Source organism: Streptomyces sp. NBC_00464, assembly GCF_036013915.1.
In the GTDB taxonomy this organism is placed as follows: Bacteria; Actinomycetota; Actinomycetes; order Streptomycetales; family Streptomycetaceae; genus Streptomyces.
The window spans coordinates 3,756,161-3,773,572 of the sequence record NZ_CP107899.1 but is presented as its reverse complement, the minus strand read 5'-3'; the positions used below and the strand labels follow the sequence as shown (position 1 = coordinate 3,773,572).

Sequence of the window (17,412 nt, the reverse complement as noted above, 5' to 3'; positions counted from 1 at the left end):
CAACAACTGCGGCCGCACCTGGACCCGATGAGTGCACACCTCGGACTCACGCGTGAGTAGAACCCTCACGCGCGTGAGTGTTGGTGTTCACGCGCAAGTGTCACTACAGTCAGGATGTGCACGCATGAGCGTGCCATCTGACGAGGGGGCTTAGTGATGAAGTACACGCACCTGGAAGGACCGCCCGAGGAGATCGCAGAATTTCTCCGCCTCACCGAGAAAGGAGGCGGACAGAGCACCGAGAACTCGGCTGCATCCGAGTCCGAAATGGCCGACACCCCGGTCTCCGGCACCGACATGGACACGTTCGAGATCGAGCTCTACGTCGAGAGCAGGGAACGCAGCGCCGACACCAGCCGAGGAGTGCTGGCGTACCTCAAGGCCGTCCGCGAACTCGGCAGAATTGAGATTGTGACCGGGACATCCGTACGAACGAAGGACGGGCAGACGGACTACCTCATGGTTCGTGATGCCGGACAGCGCCGCTACGGCGCAGTCGCGTACGTCAAGCCGGCGAACGGTGGTCTCACGCTCCGGCTGAACCGAGACGACGTCGCCGACATCAGCACGGACTGCATCCACTTCCGCGACGTACGTGAGGGCCACAAGTACGTGGTCAACTGCCCCCTCACCTCGGACGAGGCCATCAAGTGGGCCGTCGAACTGACGCGCCGCGCCCTGCGCAAGGTTCGCGGGCAGTAGCGCCAGACGACCACGTCCCCCTCCGCGGCGATACCGCGGAGGGGGACGTAGTTGCGTCAGGCCGCGTCCCATTGGTGGGCGCGGCCGCCTCGCCACTCAACCCACCGCGGGTCGTCGATCAGCGTCTCCGAGTCCGGTAGTCCGGCCCTGCGGAGGAACTCGATCAGGTCGTGGTCGTCGTGGGCCAGGCCGAGGATCGTCCCGTACGCGGTGACACGGCGGCCGCCGCTGGGTGATGGCCGATGCACGACGATCGGTGCGGAGCGCATGTCTCCATCGTGCGTCGGCCAGGCGGTCACAGCACGCCGAGCTCGGTGTCCGGCCGGCACTGCTGGCACGCGAGCCGGCCATCCTCCGCGAGCAGCCGCAGTACCTGGTCCCGTGTGATCGCCTTCGTCCGGGATCCGGCCATCGTGCACCAGCCCTGATGCACAGCAACTGTTCGGCGTCCGACGCCGATGCCCTGCTCGACCACCCAGTCCGGCGGCGGAGGCGGGAGCCGGCGCGCGGCAAGCTCCGCCAGGCGCCGCTCCTCAGCGTCGAGCCAGCCACGGGCCCGGGTCAGGTCCTGCTCCCGGACACGGACCAGAAACTGGAGCTGCTCAACCTTCGAGAAATCTTCGGACACATGTTCGAGTGTACGACCGGGGGGAGCAGCACGAAGCCCGGCGGCCAGGACACGACCGCCACAGAGCCCGCGAGGTGACACAGCAGGCTGCGCATGGATCAGCGCCCGGCCGCGGCTGGAACCTCCGGGCCGGCTTCCCCAGGCTGCGGAGGACCCGCGACCATCGCCTGCACCAACACCATCAACACTTCCGCTCGCTGTTCGTCGCTCAACTTGCTGTCAGCGATCAACCGCTCTGCAGCCAGAAATCGGGATAGCTCCAGCGGCTGATCAAAGTACGACCGCAGGTGACTCGCAGACGCCTCTTGCGATCGCACGAAGGTCTTACTTACGAAACCGGCAAGCGCAGCCGAGACGGCGCCAAGGCCACCAGCAATAACGCTGCCTGCTGTCGTACTCGCCTGCAGCGCCACAACAACGAACGCAACGAGCAGCACAAACCCGACCACCATCGCCACCTGCGCATTGAGAAACGACTGCTTAGCCTGGCTGGTAGCGATCTTGTGATAAAGCTCCAGCCGCGCATGCGTGGCAGCCCACAGTTCCGCCAAGGCAAGGTGCTGCGTGCCGACACCCTGTACGGCCGATCCATCCCGCGAGCCGCCGTCGTCGGCATCCACATCCCCCTCCGCTTGTCGCGGCCCCAGCACCAGGTCGCCTTGCACTGTGCCGTGGATCACAACGCCATGAGTAGCAACGACGTCGTTACGCAGAGCGCGCTCCAGGTCTCCCTCGGCCCGAGTCAACCGTCGCCGACTCTCATCGATGCTTTCGTCTTCCAGCCGTTCCGGCCGGGCCCAGATCATGTAGGCAAGGCCCAGCGCAGCCGTCAGAGCTTGCAGCACCAGGGCGCTCGGGGGATTGCCGTTAACTTCGCCGTACACAAGGGCACCCAGCATCACTGCGATCACGACGCTGCCACCGATAACGAAGCCGAGGAAACTACGCCGCACGGTGCTGCGGAGAGACCTGCGCTGGGTGGATTGAGGGGGCGTTTCACCGCTGCTCGACATGGTCGATCAGCATGCCGCCAGGCACCTCGCATGTCCAACGACCGCTAGAACACACCTTGTTACTGATAGAGCGCCATACGCCACAACAGACGACTTAACCCACAGCATGAAGCCCCCGCCCACCGGGCAGGAGAACGGGGACCCGACGCGCTGGCGCTACTCAGAAACGCCCTTGGAGAGTTCGGCGAAGTTCCGACGGCCGCCGAGCGCACTACGTACGCCCGCCCCCGTGGCCAGCCCGTGCCTCACAGCGCTGTGGATGTTGTGGACCGGTGCCTCGCTCCGGATCGCCTGCTTCTCCGCGGCCGCCGCTTCTCCGCGGGTCGCATGCCAGGTCACTTTGGGCCACCACTCATGCTGATCCGCCTGAGAGGACCACCTGCCCATTGGGTTTCGACCCAGACCGACATACAGCAGGCGTCCGCCCGCGTCGAAGAGCTGGTACACCGCGACTTCTTCGCCACCCCTAGCCTGCGTTCCCGGCTGGGGCATCGGGCCCTGGATCATCTCCCGCGCCATCAGTCGTCTCCTGAGCCTTGGGGCGCCCCGTCCGGGGTGCGCGATCAGGCCCGCGTCCTCGCCGCTTGCTGCGCGTCGCCATGTACGTGACGAGCAGCTCGTAGGGGAGGGTGCGCGCACCAGCGACCGTGGCATAGTCGTCGTCCGACACCGGCCATTCCGGGTCTGTACGCGCCAGCTTTCGCAGACCTTCCGGCGTCATGCTCCGGACGATCTCCTCGTCCACAAGCCGATCGGCTGCCTGCGCGAACGTCAGCATCGTGCGCTGCTCCTCCCTCCGCGGCGTCTTCTCGGGCATGCCCCATCCTCTCTGAATAGTTGCGTTGGACGCAACTATTCGCTACGGTCGTTCCTGTCAGATGCACTACGGCCCCGGTCAGAGGTACGAACTCCGGCCGAGGCCAGCCATCCCCCCTGTGTCACCAGGAGGTATGACCCTGTCCGAGCCTACCGACCGCACCCAGCCCGACGAAGGCCTTCGCCGGGCCCAGGCCGAGCCCGACACCACCACCCGAACCCTGCTCCTCCGCATCGCCACCCGCCTCAGCACCGAGCGCCCCAGCCTCGCCATGCGCGAGGTCACTCGCCTCGCCCTCGCCCTCCGGTTCGCTACCGAGCAGCACGGCTTCGACACCCCCGAGACGAACACCGCCGAGCAGCAGCTCCTCCGCCACATGCCGCAGGTCGACGACCGCGACATCAGCCGCGGCGAGTACGCGCTCCTCCTCCGCGGCCGCGCCGGCCGCCGCGCCACCCCGACCGAGCGGGTCGCCGAGCTCCACCGCCAGGCCCGCGCGGACTACGCCTGCCGCTCCACGTCCAGCGCCCGCACCGCCCTGGCCACCGCCCGCATCCACGGGAACGAGGCAGGCGGCACCCGGTGAGCACCGGCACCCGCCGCCGCAACGGCTGACCCCCACTCCGTCACCGGGCCTGCGCCCCCATCGCAGGCCCGGCCACCCGCACTCACCCGGAGTAGCAGCGTGACCACAGACCAGCTCATCACCTGGGCGGTCGCCCACCCGTGGCCGACCGCCGGCATTACCGCGGCCGCCCTCACCACCCTCATCGCCACAGCGTGGGCCGCCGCCCGCGCCGCGCGACGCCTCGCCCTCCCACCTGGCTCGATCCTCATGGCCGGACTCGGCGCGATGGTGTGCACCGCCTACAGCGCGGACACCTCCTGGCGGTTCGCCGAGCACCGCCTCGGCATGACGGACAGCACTGAGCGGGCGTTCATGTTCGCCGCCGGAGAGATTGCCCTCGGCGCCTGCGCTGCGATGGCCCGCCGCAACAAGGCCGCCACCGCCATCGACGGGTCGACCGGCACCGCTGGGGTGCCCGGCATCCTCGTCTGGGTCGTTACCGGCGTCCAGGTCATCCCCGCGTTCACCGAGTCCGGCCCGGTCGGTGGTACCGTCCGCGCCTTCTTCGGCCCCATCATGGCCGGACTCCTCTGGCACCTTGCCATGGGCCTGGAGATCCGCGTCGCCCGACCCGAAGCCCTGTCCACCGGACTGCCCGCGATCATCGGCCGGGAGCTCCGCGAGCGCCTGCTGTCCCGGTTTGGCCTCGCGACCCGGGACCGTACCGCGGAGCAGATCACCCGCGACCGCTGGACCGGCCGCGCCGTCGACCTCGCCGCCCGCCTCGCGCACCGCCCCACCGGCTGGGCCTGGTACACCGCCCGCCTCGAACGCCGCCTCTCCCGCGCGGTCGGCCGCGCTCAGGTCGGAGCGCACCCGCAGCAGCGGCGCGCACTCCTGCAACTCCTCTCCGCCCGGCTGCACTCGACCGCACTCGCGAGCCTCGACCTGCCCTCTCCGTGGGAGATGCGCGAGCCCGCCTCACCGCCCCGGCCGGCCCCCGTCGTGGCGTACGAGCAGCTGCGCCAGATGCAGCCGCTCGACGCGGTCGTCACCGCGGCATGTGCGCACCCCAGCCTCGGGCCGGACGAACTGCGCCAGGTCCTCCTCGACCACGGCGTGATCGTCTCCGAGACACAGGTCTCCATCGGACTCCGCGCCAGTGCATCCGCGCACCCGCGCGCACTCAACAGCGCATCCGCCGCAGCTCAGAACCTGTTCGCCGTCCACGCCACGTGGGACGGCACCGACGCAGGGGAGTCGCCCGACGACGAACCGGATGCGGACTGCGAGGACGCCCCGGATGCGGATGCGGACCGTGCACTCCTGCCCGCTGCACGCCTCATCGACTCCGCCCACAGCACCCGCCACGGACGGCCCGCCGGGCTGCGCGCACTTCAGACGGGGATGCGCATCGGCCAGGCCCGAGCCCAGCGGATGCGCGCACTCCTCGATCAGGAGGCCACCCCGTGACCGATCGCCCGATCACCCCGACGCGCATCATCCCGGCGGGTGCGCCGCTGCCCGACCGCCTGCCCGAGCCCGGCGAACTCCCGCCGTGGTGGGAGCAGCCCGCCCCGCCCGCACAGCCGCCCCCGCCCACCCCGGCTCCGGCCCCGGAGCCTGAGCAGCGCCCGCTGCAAGTGTTCGTCACCGTTCAGACCGAGCCTTACTACGAGGAGCCCGAGCCCACCCGGTGGCAGCGCCTCGTCGCCGGAGTCCGCGGCATCGGCAAACCGTGGCAGGTCTGCGGGGCGCCTCTCCTGGCCGTCATCCCCATCCCCGGCACCGGATTCAGCGCCGCCACGACATGGGCGTACGCCCTCGGCCAGGCCCGCGACGAGTGGGGAGCCACCCACGGCTACGTCCTGGCGCTGCTCCCGCTCGCCTGGGGCATCGCCCGCACCGCCCGCCACGGCGGAACCCTCCTGCGCGTGTGGGGAATCACCGTCGCCCTGGCCGGCCTGGTCGGCGCCATCGACCCGTTCGACATCGTCACGATCCTCACCGGAGTCCACCGATGAACGCCACCGCACTCAGCCTCGCCGGGGTCGCCACCGCCCTCGGCATCATGTGGGGCAACGCCAGGCCCTGGTGGAAGGGCAACCGCGACCCGCGACCTCGCCAACGGGCAGACCGCATGAAGCGCACCGCGGCCATCCAGGCCGCCACGACCGGCGCTCTGCAGCGCCTCGGGACCGGGCACGCCACCCTGCAGACCCGCCTCACCACCACCCTCACCGCCTGGGTACACCGCGGCCGCCGCGAGGACCTCGAAGGCCTGGCCGCCGCCCTCGGATGCTGGCTGCGCCTCGCCATCATCGGAGCGGCCAGTGCCGGCCTGTTCCTCCTCGTCCGCTCCCGCCCTCGGCTGATGTGGATCCTCGCCGCCCTCTGGGCCCTCGCAGCATGGAGAGCAGCAGCTGCTCCCCGCCCGGCCGAAAAGGTCGCCCCGGGCACCCCCGAGGAGCATCAGCCGGACCGCCGTGATGCAGTCCTGCGCCTGCTCTACGAGGCCCTCGGCGACCGCCCCGCGATGTTCCTCTCCGAGGTCCTGCAATCCCTCCAGAAACGGGGCCACATGGAGGGCCGGACAGTGGCCGACCTCCGGGCCCGCCTGGAGGCCCTCCGTATCCCCGTGGAGATGAGGCTCAAGCAGGGCGGCCGCGGGCCGACTCGGGGGGTCGTCAGGAGCCAGCTCCCGCCCCTCCCCCCTTCCGAGGGGACCGAGGCGTCACTCGCCCCGTCTACCGCCGCCTGACCTGCACATCTACCGCAGCGTCCACCGGCATCCACCCATGATCCACCGGCCGATCTACCGCCGGTCTACCAGCCCCGAGGCGGGCGCCATCCGCCAAGACATCGCCCGCCCCGGTCACCCATCCCCGAAGAAACAGGACCCGCATCATGGCACCGCTGAATCCGATCAGCATCGCCGACCTCCAGGCGAAGAACGAGATCAGTCAGGCGCAGCGCGCCGCCGAGCAGGCGGCCGCCCAGGCGCCGACACCCACCACGACCACCGACCAGCCGAAGCGCTGACCGGAGAGGATGAACCCATGAGCGAGCGAGTGAACGTGAAAGTGCTGCTGCTGTTCGGCGACCAGGCCGAGGTCGTCGCGGACGCGCCGGACGCGGGTGACCCGGTCCGGTACCCGGCGGCGGAGATCGCGGCCGCGGTCGGGGCTGCGCTGCCGGAGCTCCCGAACATGCGGCTGTCGGCCGTGGTCGGGGCGGACGACCGGCTGAGCGGGTGGCAGCGGCGGTAAGGGTGTGTCAGCGGCCCCAGCCCGGTGATGGGTTGGGGCCGCTCCCTTCACCAAAGGTGTTGCAATTCAATACATCAAATGCGATACTTGAGACACAAGGAAGGGGCCGCGAACCCCAACCACCACCCACCACGAAAGGACCGACCATGTCGGACTTCGAGGACCAGGCCATGGGCAAGATGGCCCACCACCTGAGCACCAGCTACACCGTGCTCGCCACCGTCTGCCTCAACCTCCCCATCCCCGTGACCCTGCCGACCGGCGCCGTCTCCAACGTCGAGGTCGTCCCCGCCATCCGCCGCCTCATGGACATCGTCGAGGACCAGCCGATGCCCGAGATCCAGCAGGCGACGCTCTTCGCAGTCTGCGCCTTCTGGCTCGGCGGGATGGACCTCTACAGCCTCCTCGTCCGCGAGGAGTTCACCATCGCCCGAGCCCACTCGGTCGCCGCCAACCTGCTCATGGCCGAGGACCACCTGATGGACCTCACGGTCTGGCTGAACGACACCCAGAAGTAACCGTCACCCGCCCCCGGCACCCAGCCGGGGGCGGCCCCCGTTCCGCACCCCGGACACACAGAAGACCGGCAACGCCAGGCCAAAGCCCAGACACCCCAAGGGGTGCTCGCGAAACGCTGCCGGTCCCACCCAGCCAGAAAGGCCGGACCACCATGGTAGACACCACACCCCCCGACGGCGAGACCCTCCGAGAGATCGCAGCCCGCCACAACCGCGCCTACGACACCCTCCGCGCCCAATGGTCCCGACACCCCGACTGGCCCGCCCCCATCGGCAAGCGCGGCCGCTCGTACGTCTACGACCCCGCCGCAGTCGACGCCGCAATCGCTGCCCACTTCACCCGCGGAACCGCCGCCTTCGAGCCCGGCCGGCTCTACACCGCACGCGAGATCTCCGAACTCACCGGCATCAGCGCCGCCACCATCCGCTCCGACGTCTCCCGGAACCGCTGGCCCGCCCCCGACGACACCAGCCAGATGGCCAACCGCTGGACCGGCACCACCATCACCACCGCCCTCACCGGCCGCCGCCACGACCCCCGCACCGCAGGTTCCGCGTGATTGGCCCGACCCCGTGGCGGGTGCTGTACAAACCCACCGACCGCCGGCGGGAGCGTGCTGCTCTCCACCCGTGCACGCTCGCCGACAGCGAACGCCGCTGCACCCCCTCGGAACTCACCGCCGTAAACGTCATGGTCTGGGACCACTGCCACACCCACGGCTACATCCGAGGCCCGCTCTGCGCACAACACAACCTCCGCATGCGCCAGTACGACGAAGGGTGGGAGCGATACACCGGCGACCCCGACTTCATCGAGTACGCCCGGCGCTGCCCTGGCTGCTCTGGCCCCTGGTAGCCACCTCACCCTTCTTCCGGCCTCAGCACGCCGTCGCAGCCGAGGACCCATACCTCACCCGCAGCGTCGGAGAACCAGACCGTGGGTAGGTTGTTGTCCACTGTCGCCTCAGGCCAACGAGGCGACTCGAACCGGACCCGCCGCCCCGGCCCGATCACGCTGACTGGCAAACCGCGCCGCCCCTGATCGGGGAGTCCTGCCGCGCTGAGCTCCGCCGCGCTGGCAGCGTTGTACGTGTCCCCGAACCGGACCAATACGTCCGCCAACGGTTCGTCACTGCCATTCGTCACCACAACCGACCAACCCTCGTAACCGGTGATCGTTCCTGAACTCAACGTGGCACGGGTCGTGTACGTCATGCTGACCTGCTTCGCCTGAGCCCACCTGCGCGTCTCCAGAGCAGCACGAAGCTCCGCACGCTCCAGCGTCAAGTTCGCCGACTGCTCGCCGATGAACACCCGCTGCTCGTCGATCTGCTTCCGCTGGCTCCTGATCGTCAGGTACGCGAACCATGCCGCCCCACCCGCGAAGATCGCAGCCACCCAGGTTGGGGCGTCGCCCCAGTTCACTGAACTCACGACGGCACGCTAGACGCACGGCACATCACCTGTCTGCCGGTCGCTTGCGTTTTCTCGTCCCTGCCATCACTGGAACCCTCGGGCGACGCTACGGCCACGGGCCCGATAGCGCGTTACCGCTTCCTCGTTAGCGCATTTACGGGTGCGCTAAGGTGGGCTCATAACCTATTGCCCGTGCAATAGAAAAGAGGGTGGCCCCGCTCCGGCAAGAGCAAGGCCACCCAGCGCAGTTCACGAGCCCGGTCGCCTATCAGCAGACCGGGCTCGCTGCGTGTTGCAGCTGCCGGTCCCGACCGTTCTCATGCGCGGGCGCTCAGCGGTACTGAGCGAACTGCCCCGCCAGGGCGATGATCGCCACCAGGATGCCCACCGCAGCCAACCAGACCTGCGCCCGCTCGGCGCTCGTCCACTTCCTGCGGGGCTTCTCCAGATCGGAACTCAACCCCCACCTCCGGTCATCCTCCACCGGCACCCTTGCGGCACCGTACCGACCCCTACAGCGGGGGCCGGATCCTTTGAACTCGCGCCACAAGGGCACGAGTTCTGGAGAACGTCGTTTGGCGTGCATCAGTCTACGGGTACGCGTGGGCCCTATGGATTCTTACCGTCACACGGCGATACGGGTCCCGCCTGACCAGGCACGATCCGAAAAAGATCCTGCCTGCGAATGACCAAACCTGGTGCGATTTCCGCAACCCATTCCACGAGCACCCCGGTCAACGACCGACAGAAAGCGGCGCCCGTCAGAATCCAGGACACCCTTGCTTCCTTGCGCATTCGCGATCAATGCCCCATCCTGTCCCCAAGTCCGGCGTGCCCGGACACAGAAGCTGCTCCGGCCCTGAGCCGCAGCCCTGGAGGTCCACCGAGCAGGCGCGGCACCCCTGTCACCGGACCAAGACCTAGCCCCAGCACACACGCCCACCGTGGGGCGGCTGGGGCTCTTCCATGTCACAGACCGGCCACTTCCCCCCGAACCCCCCATCGCGCACCAGATGATGTCGCCCTCATCACGCAACGTCCTGGGGGGACCATGCGCACCATCACCGCGGCCGCCATCACCAGCGCCACCCTGCTCCTCGCCCTCGTCGGCTGCTCCAGCACGCCCGACGACAAGCCCGAGACCAAACCCAGCCACATCACCAGCTCCGCACCGGCCGACCCCGAAGCCGCCGCCCAAGCCTGCTCCGACGCGGTCTACGCCCACATCAACGCCGGCAACCAGCTCGGCGCCGACGAACCCCGCCCCGACGCCTGCACCGACATCCCCGAAGCCGACTACCTCGACACGCTCCTGGCGATCACTCAGCAGGTCAACGAGAACGGCCAGGACGACCTGGAGAAGCAGATCGAGGACGCGGCCAGCGCCGACACCGAGTAACCAGGGGGTGGCGCCCGTGGCCGGCAACCCCCGCAACGGGCGCCGCTACCGAGACCTCTGCATCAAGCAGCGCTCCCTCGGCCTGCCCTGCTGGCTCTGCGGCCACAACATCGCGTACGAGATCACCGGCCCCGAGGCGGGCAAGCACCGCGACGCCTTCACCCTCGACCACCTGATCCCGCTCTCGCTCGGCGGCGACCTCCTCGACCCCGCCAACGCCCGCTCAGCACACCGCCGCTGCAACAGCGCCCGCGGCAACCGCACGAGCATCAAGCAGGGCCGAGCCTCACGAACGTGGTAGGGCCATCGCAACGCTTCCGCGCCCCTGACCCCTTATGCACCCGCAGGCGGCTCGCTAGGGCCTGCCTGAGACCGCCGCTCGGCCGCCAGCAAAGCGGCGATATTGCCGGCGTGCTCACGACGCCTCTTGATCGCTTGCTCCATCTCGACGTACGTGACGATCACAGGCAAGGACGTCACCGCCGCAAACCCGGCCACGAGCGCCACGAGACAGAGCCAGGCCAAACCACTCTCCGTCCCTCCACCGGTGGCAAGCCACATCAACGACCCTGATTCGGCTGCAAGCAGTGCGGCAACGACCACAGCCCACAGCGAATAGACCGCCTTCCGCAGGGTCATGTTCGATTCAGCTGAGGCCAGGACCGGCTCCACACGCTCCTGCATCAGCCTGATCGCCTCACGCACAGTCCCCGGATCGCCCCCCTCGGCTGCGGCTCGCCCTTCGGCATAGAGCTTCTCCAGAGCTCGGGACTCATCCGCCCTGCGCTTTGCGTACTGGTGCATCTCCAGGGCCCCGACAAGCCAGATGACGGGCGCCACTCCCGCCACCGTTGCCGCGAAGGTCTCTGACATCTCCATCGCAGCAGTGTGCCCGCTTCGCCACGCTTCCGCTCAGCTAGCCCTTGTCCCATGCAGGAGCACTCGTGCTGTACGTCGTCACCGGCCCACCCGCAGCCGGCAAGTCCTCCTGGATCAGAGCCCACGCCAAGCCCCGCGACATCGTCATCGACCTCGACGTCATCGCCCTCGCCATGGCTGGCCCCGGCGCCGATCACCACAACCACAGCCCCGAACTCCTCCGCGTCGTCTACCGCGCACGCCAGGCCGCCATCGCCGAGGCCGAGCAGCTACTCGACCGGGCCGACGTCTACCTGATCCACACCATTCCCGGGGCCAAGGCACGCACCAGATACAAGCGCCTCGGCGCACGGATCATCACCGTCGATCCAGGCGAAGCGATCGTTCGACAGCGAGTCAAAGACATGCGCCAGCCCGCCATGGAGGGCGTCGTCACCCGCTGGTACCGGGACCGACGCAAGGGCGGATCACGCCCGGTAACCACCCAGGCATCACGCGACTGGTGATCACTCCCAGGCTCCGGCCCGCCTCCAGACCGTGATCATCAGGCCGATGATCGCGGCCCGGGGGAGAGAGTGGATCAAAAGTTGGGCCCGAAGGCGGGCGACCCAAACGCCCTTGTCGCCGTGATTTTTGCGCGGACCGAAATGAAAATGATCTTCCAAAGAAGTCACTTTCCGCCACCAAGATCGACATCACTTTAAGTGACATCCAGCCCGTCACTAAAAGTTACCTCCCGAGTTATTTGACACGTCGTCAGATTTGTGATCGGGGGTGCGGTCATGGTCGAGGACGGAACGCGCGACGAGATCGCTCAGCTCGGAGTCGGAGAGATCGCGCCGGGCCTTGCTGATCTCGCGATCCAGCTCGCGCAGGCGATCGACGAAAGTGATGCCCCCACCGCGATTGCCGTAGCAGCGCGCGAGCTTCGCGCCACCCTTGCTGACCTGCGGAAACTCGCCCCCGTCCAGACTGAGGGGGACGCGCTCGATGACCTCGCTGCTCGACGGGCCCAGCGCCGTGGCGCATGACCTGGTCCCCGTCCCAGACGCCCGGGGAGTGCAGCGGCCGCGGGTCTTCACCGCGCCTCCGTACACGTCGTCAGCGGGCCAGGAGGCCGTTGAGCTGGCCGCTGTGGCCGGTCTCGTGCTCGACGACTGGCAGCAGTTCGCGATGCACGTGGGGCTCGGAGAGCGGCCGGACGGGAACTGGTCGGCGTTCGAGGTCGCGATCAACGTTGCTCGTCAGAACGGCAAGGGCGGGATCATCGAGGCCAGAGAGTTGGCCGGGCTGTTCCTGCTCGGCGAGCGGCTGATCATCCACTCGGCGCACGAGTTCAAGACCAGCGTCGAGGCGTTCCGGCGGATCGTCGCCCTGGTCACGAACACGGACTCGCTGCGTAAGCGCGTGAAAGCCGTACGGCGCACCACCGGCGAGGAGGCCATCGAGCTCCTCACCGGGCAGCGGTTGCGGTTCCTGGCCCGTAGCGGTGGCTCGGGCCGCGGCTTCACCGGCGACTGCAACATGCTCGACGAGGACATGATCCTCGGCGACGACGCGATGGGCGCGCTGATGCCGACCATGGCGGCCGTAAAGAACCCGCAGGTCTGGTACCTGGGCAGCGCGGGCATCGGCTCACCGTCCGTACAGCTCGCCCGGCTACGACGCCGTGCCCTCGCGGCCATGGAGTCCGGAACCCCAGACCCTTCGCTCGCCTACCTGGAGTGGTCGATCAACCCCCACGTGCGCGAGTGCGGCCCGGACTGCACCGATCACGACGACCCCTTGTCGCCACTGTCTGTGGCGAAAGCCAATCCCGCCTTGGGCTATCGCCTGACGCTGGCGCATACAGAGCGGGAGCGACTGACGATGAGTGACGAGATCTTCGCGCGTGAGCGCCTCGGTGTCGGGGACTACCCGTCGGAGGAGGGCGACACGTGGCGGGTCATCGACGAGGAGACGTGGCGGGCGCTGGGCGATGGGACGTCCGCGATCGGCGGGACGGTGGCGTTCGCCGTCGACACGACTCCCGAGCGGTCGCACAGTGCGATCTGCGCTGCCGGCGCGAGCGGGGAGTCACGGCACGTCGAGGTCATCGACCACCGGCCCGGTACCGGCTGGGTCGTCGAGCGCCTGGCCGAGCTGGTGGAGAAGTGGCAGCCGTGCGCGGTCGTCATCGACTCGGGCGGTCCGGCCGCGTCGCTGATCCCCGCGATCAAGAAGGCGCTGGAGAAGGCCGGCCGCGAGACGGTCGGTGATGAGGACCTGCTGCTGGAGATGACGACGCGCCAGGTCGCCGCCGCCAGCGGTCAGTTCTTCGACGCGGTCGCGGACCAAACGCTCGTGCACCTGGACCAGGCGCCGCTCGCCACCGCGCTGGCCGGTGCGGACAAACGCCCGATCGGCGACGGGTGGGGCTGGTCGAGGCGCGGGGTGTCGGTGGACATCACGCCCCTGGTCGCGGCCACTCATGCGTCGTGGGGCTACGCCGAGCGAGCGGACATCGAGCCTGAAGGAGCGCCGAACCTGTGGTGACTGAGCGTGTGCTGTTCGCCGCGGAGGTGGTCTTTGTGCTGGTGGCCGTAGCGGGCATCGGCCTGTGGAGCGTCCCGGCGGCCCTGCTGGTGGGCGGGGTGCTGGGAGTGCTGGCGTGCGAACGCGCGTCAGTGGGACGTGCTGCTGGTGGGCAGCACGGTGGTAGCGGGGCAGGGGGTGAGCGGCAGTGACAGGTCTGTTCGGGCTCTTCGATCGGCGGAGCGTAGAGAACCCAGCGACGCCGCTCACCTCCGCGTCGCTCGCAGAGTTCCTCGGCGGTCGGGCAACGGCGGCCGGGGTGGCGGTGAACGAGCGCACCAGCCTGCACATGCCGGCGGTGTGGCGGTCGGTGAACGTCATCTCGAACGTGTCCGCGGCCCTGCCCCTGCCGACGTACGTGGCCGGCACAAAGGAGAAGGTGCCCTTCGACTTGCTGAGGGATCCGCATCCCGACCTGACACCGCTGGAGCTGTGGCGGCTCGGGTACGTACACCGGGTGCTGTGGGGCAACACGTACATGCAGAAGATCCGAAGTACCTCCGGGGAGATCCGGGAGCTGTGGCCGATCACCCCGGATCGGGTCCAGGTCGAGCGCGTACGACCGGACGAGGACCTGCCGTCGGGGAAGCTGTTCCAGGTCACTGACGACTGGGGCGCTCAGCACATCCTCACGCCGTACGAGATCCTCCACATCCCCGGCGTGGGCTACGACGGACTGACCGGCTGCTCGCCGGTGAGGCTGGCGGCGCAGGGCATCAGCCTGGCGCAGGCCGCCGAGATCTCCGCGGCCCGACTGTTCGGCTCGGGCAACATGATCGGCGGCGTACTCCAGACCGAGCAGCGGCTGAACCCGGACCAGGCCAACGCGCTGAAGGAGCGCTGGAAAGCCAAGATGAGTGGGGTCGCGAACGCACACGAGGTGGCCGTCCTCGACTCCGGAGCGTCCTTCAAGCCCGTCGCGATGCCCAACGTGGATGCCCAGTTCCTTGAGTCCCGAGAGTTCCAGATCAGCGAAGTGGCGCGCATGTTCGGCGTCCCGCTCTTCCTGCTGATGGAGACCTCGAAGAGCACCAGCTGGGGAACGGGGCTGGAGCAGCAGGCGCAGGGATTCGTGACGTGGGACCTGTCGCCGACGTGGCTGGCGCCAACAGAGCAGCGGATCACGAAGGAGCTGCTGCCCAAGGACATGTCCGCGAAGTACCAGCTGGGCGGCTTGCTGCGAGGCGACAGCGCAGCGCGCGCCACCTTCTACCGGGCCATGCGCGATGTCGGCGCCTACTCGGCAAACAACATCCTCGACCTGGAGGACCTGCCCCCGCTCGAAGGCGCGGAGGGCGACCTTCACCTTCAGCCGATGTACATGGCGCCGCTGGGCTTCAACCCGCTGGCCGGACAGGACGCGCAGCCTCCTGCCGGCAGCAACGCGGCCCGCGCGGCCGCGCTCATGGCCGAGGCGCAGCGCCTCATGCACACCCCCGACGAAACCGGAGAGACCACATGAGGACCCTGACGCGGGCAACGGCCCTGGAGGAGCGCCGCCATCTGCCGTTGTCCACGGCCGAGGTGGCGGTCCGGGCGGGCGAGGACGGCGCGACGGCCGAGCGGTTCTTCGGATACGCCGCCGTCTTCAACAGCCGCACCAGCATCGGCAATCCCCTGAGGTGGGGTTTCTACGAGGAGATCGCCCCCGGGGCTTTCACGAAGACCATCTCCGAGGGCGACGCACGGATGCTGATCGACCACGACACCTACTACGTGGTGTCCCGGGTGTCGGCCGGCACGCTGTCGCTGGCGCAGGATGCCCGCGGCCTCCCGGTCGACTCGGCTCTCGACCCCGCCCTGTCGTACGTCCAGGACCTCCGCGCGAACCTGCGGAACGGCAACATCACGGGGATGTCGTTCGGCTTCCAGGTGGTCAAGGACGACTGGCAGGTCATCGACGTCGAGACGAAGGACGACCAGGTCGTGCAGGCCGAGCTCCGCACGATCCAGGAGGTCAAGTTGTTCGAGGTGAGCGCGGTGACGTTCCCCGCGTACACGGACACCGAGGCCTCTCTCCGCGCCGTGGCTACCGCCCTGGCGTACCGCGGCGACCTCGCCGCGATCGAGCGGCGGGCCCGGTACCGGCCCGAGTTGCTCGACATGCTGACCACAGACGATCGCGAGCCGGGTGAGTCCACTCGCGAGAGCACCACCGAGGACACCGCCGACGAGGCGACCGAGCCGGCTGATGCCACTCGGGATGAGCACGCCGCGCGGGACCTCCGCATGCGGGCACTGGCCGCACGGTTCGGCCTCCCCCGCAAGTAGCACCACCCACACTCACCCGCCAGCCCGGCCACGTGCCGGGCCTTTTGGCATGACGGAAGCGAGAGCACACCCCATGAGCGAGCGACTGAAGCGCCTCATCACCGAGCAGAACACGACGTGGCAGCGGATGCAGGACATCCAGGCCGCCGCCGACTCCGAGGACCGCGACCTCACAGCCGAGGAGCGCGGCAACTGGGACCAGGCCGAGGCCCGCCTGACCGAGGTGTCCGGCGACATCGAGCGCCTCAACAAGATGGCCACCCTCGACAAGGTCGACCGGTCGCAGATCGTCACGGCCACCGGCCCGACCCCCGAGGACCGCGACCAGGACAACGCGGCCGAGCGATACGCCGGGGCCTTCTCCCAGTACCTGCGCGGCGGCATGGACCGCCTCTCCTCCGAGCAGCGTCTCCTCCTCATGGAGAACGACGCCCGCGCGCAGGGCACGGCCCCCGACACCGCTGGCGGGTTCCTCGTTCCCGACGAGTTCCGCAACGTGATGACCGAGGCCATGAAGGCCTTCGGTGGCCTGCTCGGTCTGGCGGAGGTCATCACCACGGCGACGGGCGCCGACCTCCCGTGGCCGACTAACGACGACACCGCCAACGAGGGCGAATGGCTCGGCGAGAACCAGGCCGCCGGCGAGCAGGACTTCTCCTTCGGTGGCCGGAAGCTGAAGGCGTTCACCGCGAGCTCGAAGCAGGTGAAGCTCCCGGTTCAGCTGCTCCAGGACTCGGCGTTCGGGCTGGAGCAGTGGGTGCCGCGCAAGCTGGGCGAGCGCATTGGCCGTCGTGCCGCTCGCTCCTGGGTCACCGGCACCGGCGTTGACCAGCCCGAGGGCCTGGTCACGAGCGGTGTCGTCGGTAAGACGGGCGCCTCCGGCCAGGTCACCTCGGTTGTCTACGACGACCTGGTCGACCTGGAGCACTCGGTGAACAGCGCCTACCGGGCCAACGGTAAGTACCTGTTCGGTGACAGCCTCCTGAAGGTTCTCCGGAAGCTCAAGGACCTGGACGGCCGGCCGCTGTGGCAGCCGATCCCGGCGCCCGGGTTCCCGGCCACGATCAACGGGTTCGCGTACACGGTTGACGACTCGATGCCCGGCCCGGCCGCCAACGCGAAGAGCATCGCGTTCGGCGACTTCAAGGCGGGCTACGTCATCCGCCAGGTCCTCGACGTCCAGACGCTGCGCCTGGTCGAGCGGTACGCCGAGTACCTCCAGGTCGCCTTCCTGGGGTTCGCCCGCTTCGACGGCGGCATCCAGGACTCCAACGCCATCCGGCTGTACCAGCACCCTGCGTCCTGATCCATCCCGCTGTTAGCCCTGGGCCGTTCTGATCCCCGGCCCGGCATGACCT

General features: G+C 68.8%; 27 protein-coding genes. 19 read left to right on the top strand and 8 right to left on the bottom strand.

All coding sequences use genetic code 11. From position 1 onward, the window contains the following. Window positions 1–156 precede the first annotated feature (156 nt). Complete coding sequence (locus tag OG912_RS16920; protein WP_327710058.1) at window positions 157–702, top strand: hypothetical protein; 546 nt, start codon at window positions 157–159, stop codon at window positions 700–702. 56 nt (window positions 703–758) lie between these two features. On the opposite strand, the gene OG912_RS16915 is transcribed toward OG912_RS16920, so the two are convergent. The 5 genes from OG912_RS16915 to OG912_RS16895 form a co-directional block, all read right to left on the bottom strand. Next, a complete protein-coding gene (locus OG912_RS16915) occupies window positions 759–971 on the bottom strand; it encodes a hypothetical protein (protein ID WP_327710057.1) in 213 nt (70 codons plus the stop codon). A gap of 26 nt (window positions 972–997) precedes the next feature. Further along, a complete protein-coding gene (locus OG912_RS16910; RefSeq protein ID WP_327710056.1) occupies window positions 998–1,330 on the bottom strand; it encodes a DUF6233 domain-containing protein in 333 nt (110 codons plus the stop codon). A 98-nt stretch (window positions 1,331–1,428) separates the two neighbouring features. Further along, a complete protein-coding gene (locus OG912_RS16905) occupies window positions 1,429–2,343 on the bottom strand; it encodes a hypothetical protein (protein WP_327710055.1) in 915 nt (304 codons plus the stop codon). Between the two features lie 156 nt (window positions 2,344–2,499). After that, window positions 2,500–2,682: a hypothetical protein gene (locus OG912_RS16900; protein ID WP_327710054.1), complete on the bottom strand. Its 183-nt coding sequence runs from the start codon at window positions 2,680–2,682 to the stop codon at window positions 2,500–2,502. A gap of 127 nt (window positions 2,683–2,809) precedes the next feature. Next, window positions 2,810–3,160, bottom strand: a complete 351-nt coding sequence (locus OG912_RS16895) for a hypothetical protein (RefSeq protein ID WP_327710053.1) — start codon at window positions 3,158–3,160, stop codon at window positions 2,810–2,812. Between the two features lie 133 nt (window positions 3,161–3,293). Between OG912_RS16895 and OG912_RS16890 the strand changes: the two genes are divergently transcribed. The 9 genes from OG912_RS16890 (at window position 3,294) to OG912_RS16850 (ending at window position 8,371) form a co-directional block, all read left to right on the top strand. Next, window positions 3,294–3,746, top strand: a complete 453-nt coding sequence (locus tag OG912_RS16890; protein WP_327710052.1) for a hypothetical protein — start codon at window positions 3,294–3,296, stop codon at window positions 3,744–3,746. A gap of 99 nt (window positions 3,747–3,845) precedes the next feature. After that, window positions 3,846–5,201, top strand: coding sequence for a hypothetical protein (locus OG912_RS16885; protein ID WP_327710051.1), 1,356 nt, complete (start codon window positions 3,846–3,848; stop codon window positions 5,199–5,201). Further along, a complete protein-coding gene (locus tag OG912_RS16880) occupies window positions 5,198–5,752 on the top strand; it encodes a hypothetical protein (protein WP_327710050.1) in 555 nt (184 codons plus the stop codon). Before OG912_RS16885 ends, OG912_RS16880 begins: the two co-directional genes overlap by 4 nt. After that, the gene (locus OG912_RS16875; RefSeq protein ID WP_327710049.1) at window positions 5,749–6,489 is read left to right on the top strand and encodes a hypothetical protein; all 741 of its coding nucleotides are present in this window, start codon (window positions 5,749–5,751) and stop codon (window positions 6,487–6,489) included. Before OG912_RS16880 ends, OG912_RS16875 begins: the two co-directional genes overlap by 4 nt. A 146-nt stretch (window positions 6,490–6,635) precedes the next feature. Then, entirely contained in the window at window positions 6,636–6,770 is a 135-nt protein-coding gene (locus OG912_RS16870) for a hypothetical protein (protein WP_327710048.1), read from the top strand. Window positions 6,771–6,787: 17 nt separating this feature from the next. Then, complete coding sequence (locus OG912_RS16865; RefSeq protein ID WP_327710047.1) at window positions 6,788–6,997, top strand: hypothetical protein; 210 nt, start codon at window positions 6,788–6,790, stop codon at window positions 6,995–6,997. Window positions 6,998–7,143: 146 nt separating this feature from the next. Next, on the top strand, window positions 7,144–7,515 hold the full coding sequence (locus OG912_RS16860) for a hypothetical protein (RefSeq protein ID WP_327710046.1): 372 nt from the start codon (window positions 7,144–7,146) through the stop codon (window positions 7,513–7,515). Between the two features lie 152 nt (window positions 7,516–7,667). Continuing rightward, window positions 7,668–8,075 carry a hypothetical protein gene (locus OG912_RS16855; RefSeq protein WP_327710044.1) on the top strand — a complete coding sequence of 136 codons (408 nt, stop codon included), beginning with the start codon at window positions 7,668–7,670 and terminating at the stop codon, window positions 8,073–8,075. Continuing rightward, window positions 8,072–8,371 carry an endonuclease domain-containing protein gene (locus OG912_RS16850; protein WP_327710043.1) on the top strand — a complete coding sequence of 100 codons (300 nt, stop codon included), beginning with the start codon at window positions 8,072–8,074 and terminating at the stop codon, window positions 8,369–8,371. The genes OG912_RS16855 and OG912_RS16850 overlap by 4 nt, the downstream gene beginning before the upstream one ends. A gap of 5 nt (window positions 8,372–8,376) precedes the next feature. Here the strand turns inward: OG912_RS16850 and OG912_RS16845 are convergent, their stop codons facing one another. Both OG912_RS16845 and OG912_RS16840 read right to left on the bottom strand, forming a co-directional pair. Then, the gene (locus OG912_RS16845) at window positions 8,377–8,949 is read right to left on the bottom strand and encodes a hypothetical protein (RefSeq protein ID WP_327710042.1); all 573 of its coding nucleotides are present in this window, start codon (window positions 8,947–8,949) and stop codon (window positions 8,377–8,379) included. A 313-nt stretch (window positions 8,950–9,262) separates the two neighbouring features. After that, a complete protein-coding gene (locus OG912_RS16840) occupies window positions 9,263–9,391 on the bottom strand; it encodes a hypothetical protein (RefSeq protein WP_327710041.1) in 129 nt (42 codons plus the stop codon). A 591-nt stretch (window positions 9,392–9,982) separates the two neighbouring features. Here OG912_RS16840 and OG912_RS16835 point away from each other — a divergent pair. Together OG912_RS16835 and OG912_RS16830 are read left to right on the top strand one after the other, a co-directional pair. Continuing rightward, a complete protein-coding gene (locus OG912_RS16835) occupies window positions 9,983–10,330 on the top strand; it encodes a hypothetical protein (RefSeq protein WP_327710040.1) in 348 nt (115 codons plus the stop codon). Window positions 10,331–10,346: 16 nt separating this feature from the next. Continuing rightward, window positions 10,347–10,631, top strand: coding sequence for an HNH endonuclease (locus OG912_RS16830; RefSeq protein WP_327710039.1), 285 nt, complete (start codon window positions 10,347–10,349; stop codon window positions 10,629–10,631). Between the two features lie 32 nt (window positions 10,632–10,663). On the opposite strand, the gene OG912_RS16825 is transcribed toward OG912_RS16830, so the two are convergent. Next, a complete protein-coding gene (locus OG912_RS16825; protein ID WP_327710038.1) occupies window positions 10,664–11,209 on the bottom strand; it encodes a hypothetical protein in 546 nt (181 codons plus the stop codon). A gap of 65 nt (window positions 11,210–11,274) precedes the next feature. Between OG912_RS16825 and OG912_RS16820 the strand changes: the two genes are divergently transcribed. From OG912_RS16820 to OG912_RS16790, 7 genes are all read left to right on the top strand, one after another. Continuing rightward, window positions 11,275–11,715, top strand: coding sequence for an AAA family ATPase (locus OG912_RS16820; RefSeq protein WP_327710037.1), 441 nt, complete (start codon window positions 11,275–11,277; stop codon window positions 11,713–11,715). Window positions 11,716–11,991: 276 nt separating this feature from the next. Further along, on the top strand, window positions 11,992–12,240 hold the full coding sequence (locus tag OG912_RS16815) for a hypothetical protein (protein ID WP_148019692.1): 249 nt from the start codon (window positions 11,992–11,994) through the stop codon (window positions 12,238–12,240). Further along, a complete protein-coding gene (locus OG912_RS16810) occupies window positions 12,200–13,744 on the top strand; it encodes a terminase (RefSeq protein WP_327710036.1) in 1,545 nt (514 codons plus the stop codon). The genes OG912_RS16815 and OG912_RS16810 overlap by 41 nt, the downstream gene beginning before the upstream one ends. Beyond that, window positions 13,741–13,935 carry a hypothetical protein gene (locus OG912_RS16805; RefSeq protein WP_327710035.1) on the top strand — a complete coding sequence of 65 codons (195 nt, stop codon included), beginning with the start codon at window positions 13,741–13,743 and terminating at the stop codon, window positions 13,933–13,935. The genes OG912_RS16810 and OG912_RS16805 overlap by 4 nt, the downstream gene beginning before the upstream one ends. A 113-nt stretch (window positions 13,936–14,048) precedes the next feature. Then, window positions 14,049–15,245, top strand: coding sequence for a phage portal protein (locus tag OG912_RS16800; RefSeq protein ID WP_327710034.1), 1,197 nt, complete (start codon window positions 14,049–14,051; stop codon window positions 15,243–15,245). Further along, entirely contained in the window at window positions 15,242–16,054 is an 813-nt protein-coding gene (locus OG912_RS16795) for an HK97 family phage prohead protease (RefSeq protein ID WP_327710033.1), read from the top strand. Before OG912_RS16800 ends, OG912_RS16795 begins: the two co-directional genes overlap by 4 nt. A gap of 73 nt (window positions 16,055–16,127) precedes the next feature. Next, complete coding sequence (locus OG912_RS16790; protein WP_327710032.1) at window positions 16,128–17,360, top strand: phage major capsid protein; 1,233 nt, start codon at window positions 16,128–16,130, stop codon at window positions 17,358–17,360. Window positions 17,361–17,412: the final 52 nt, after the last annotated feature.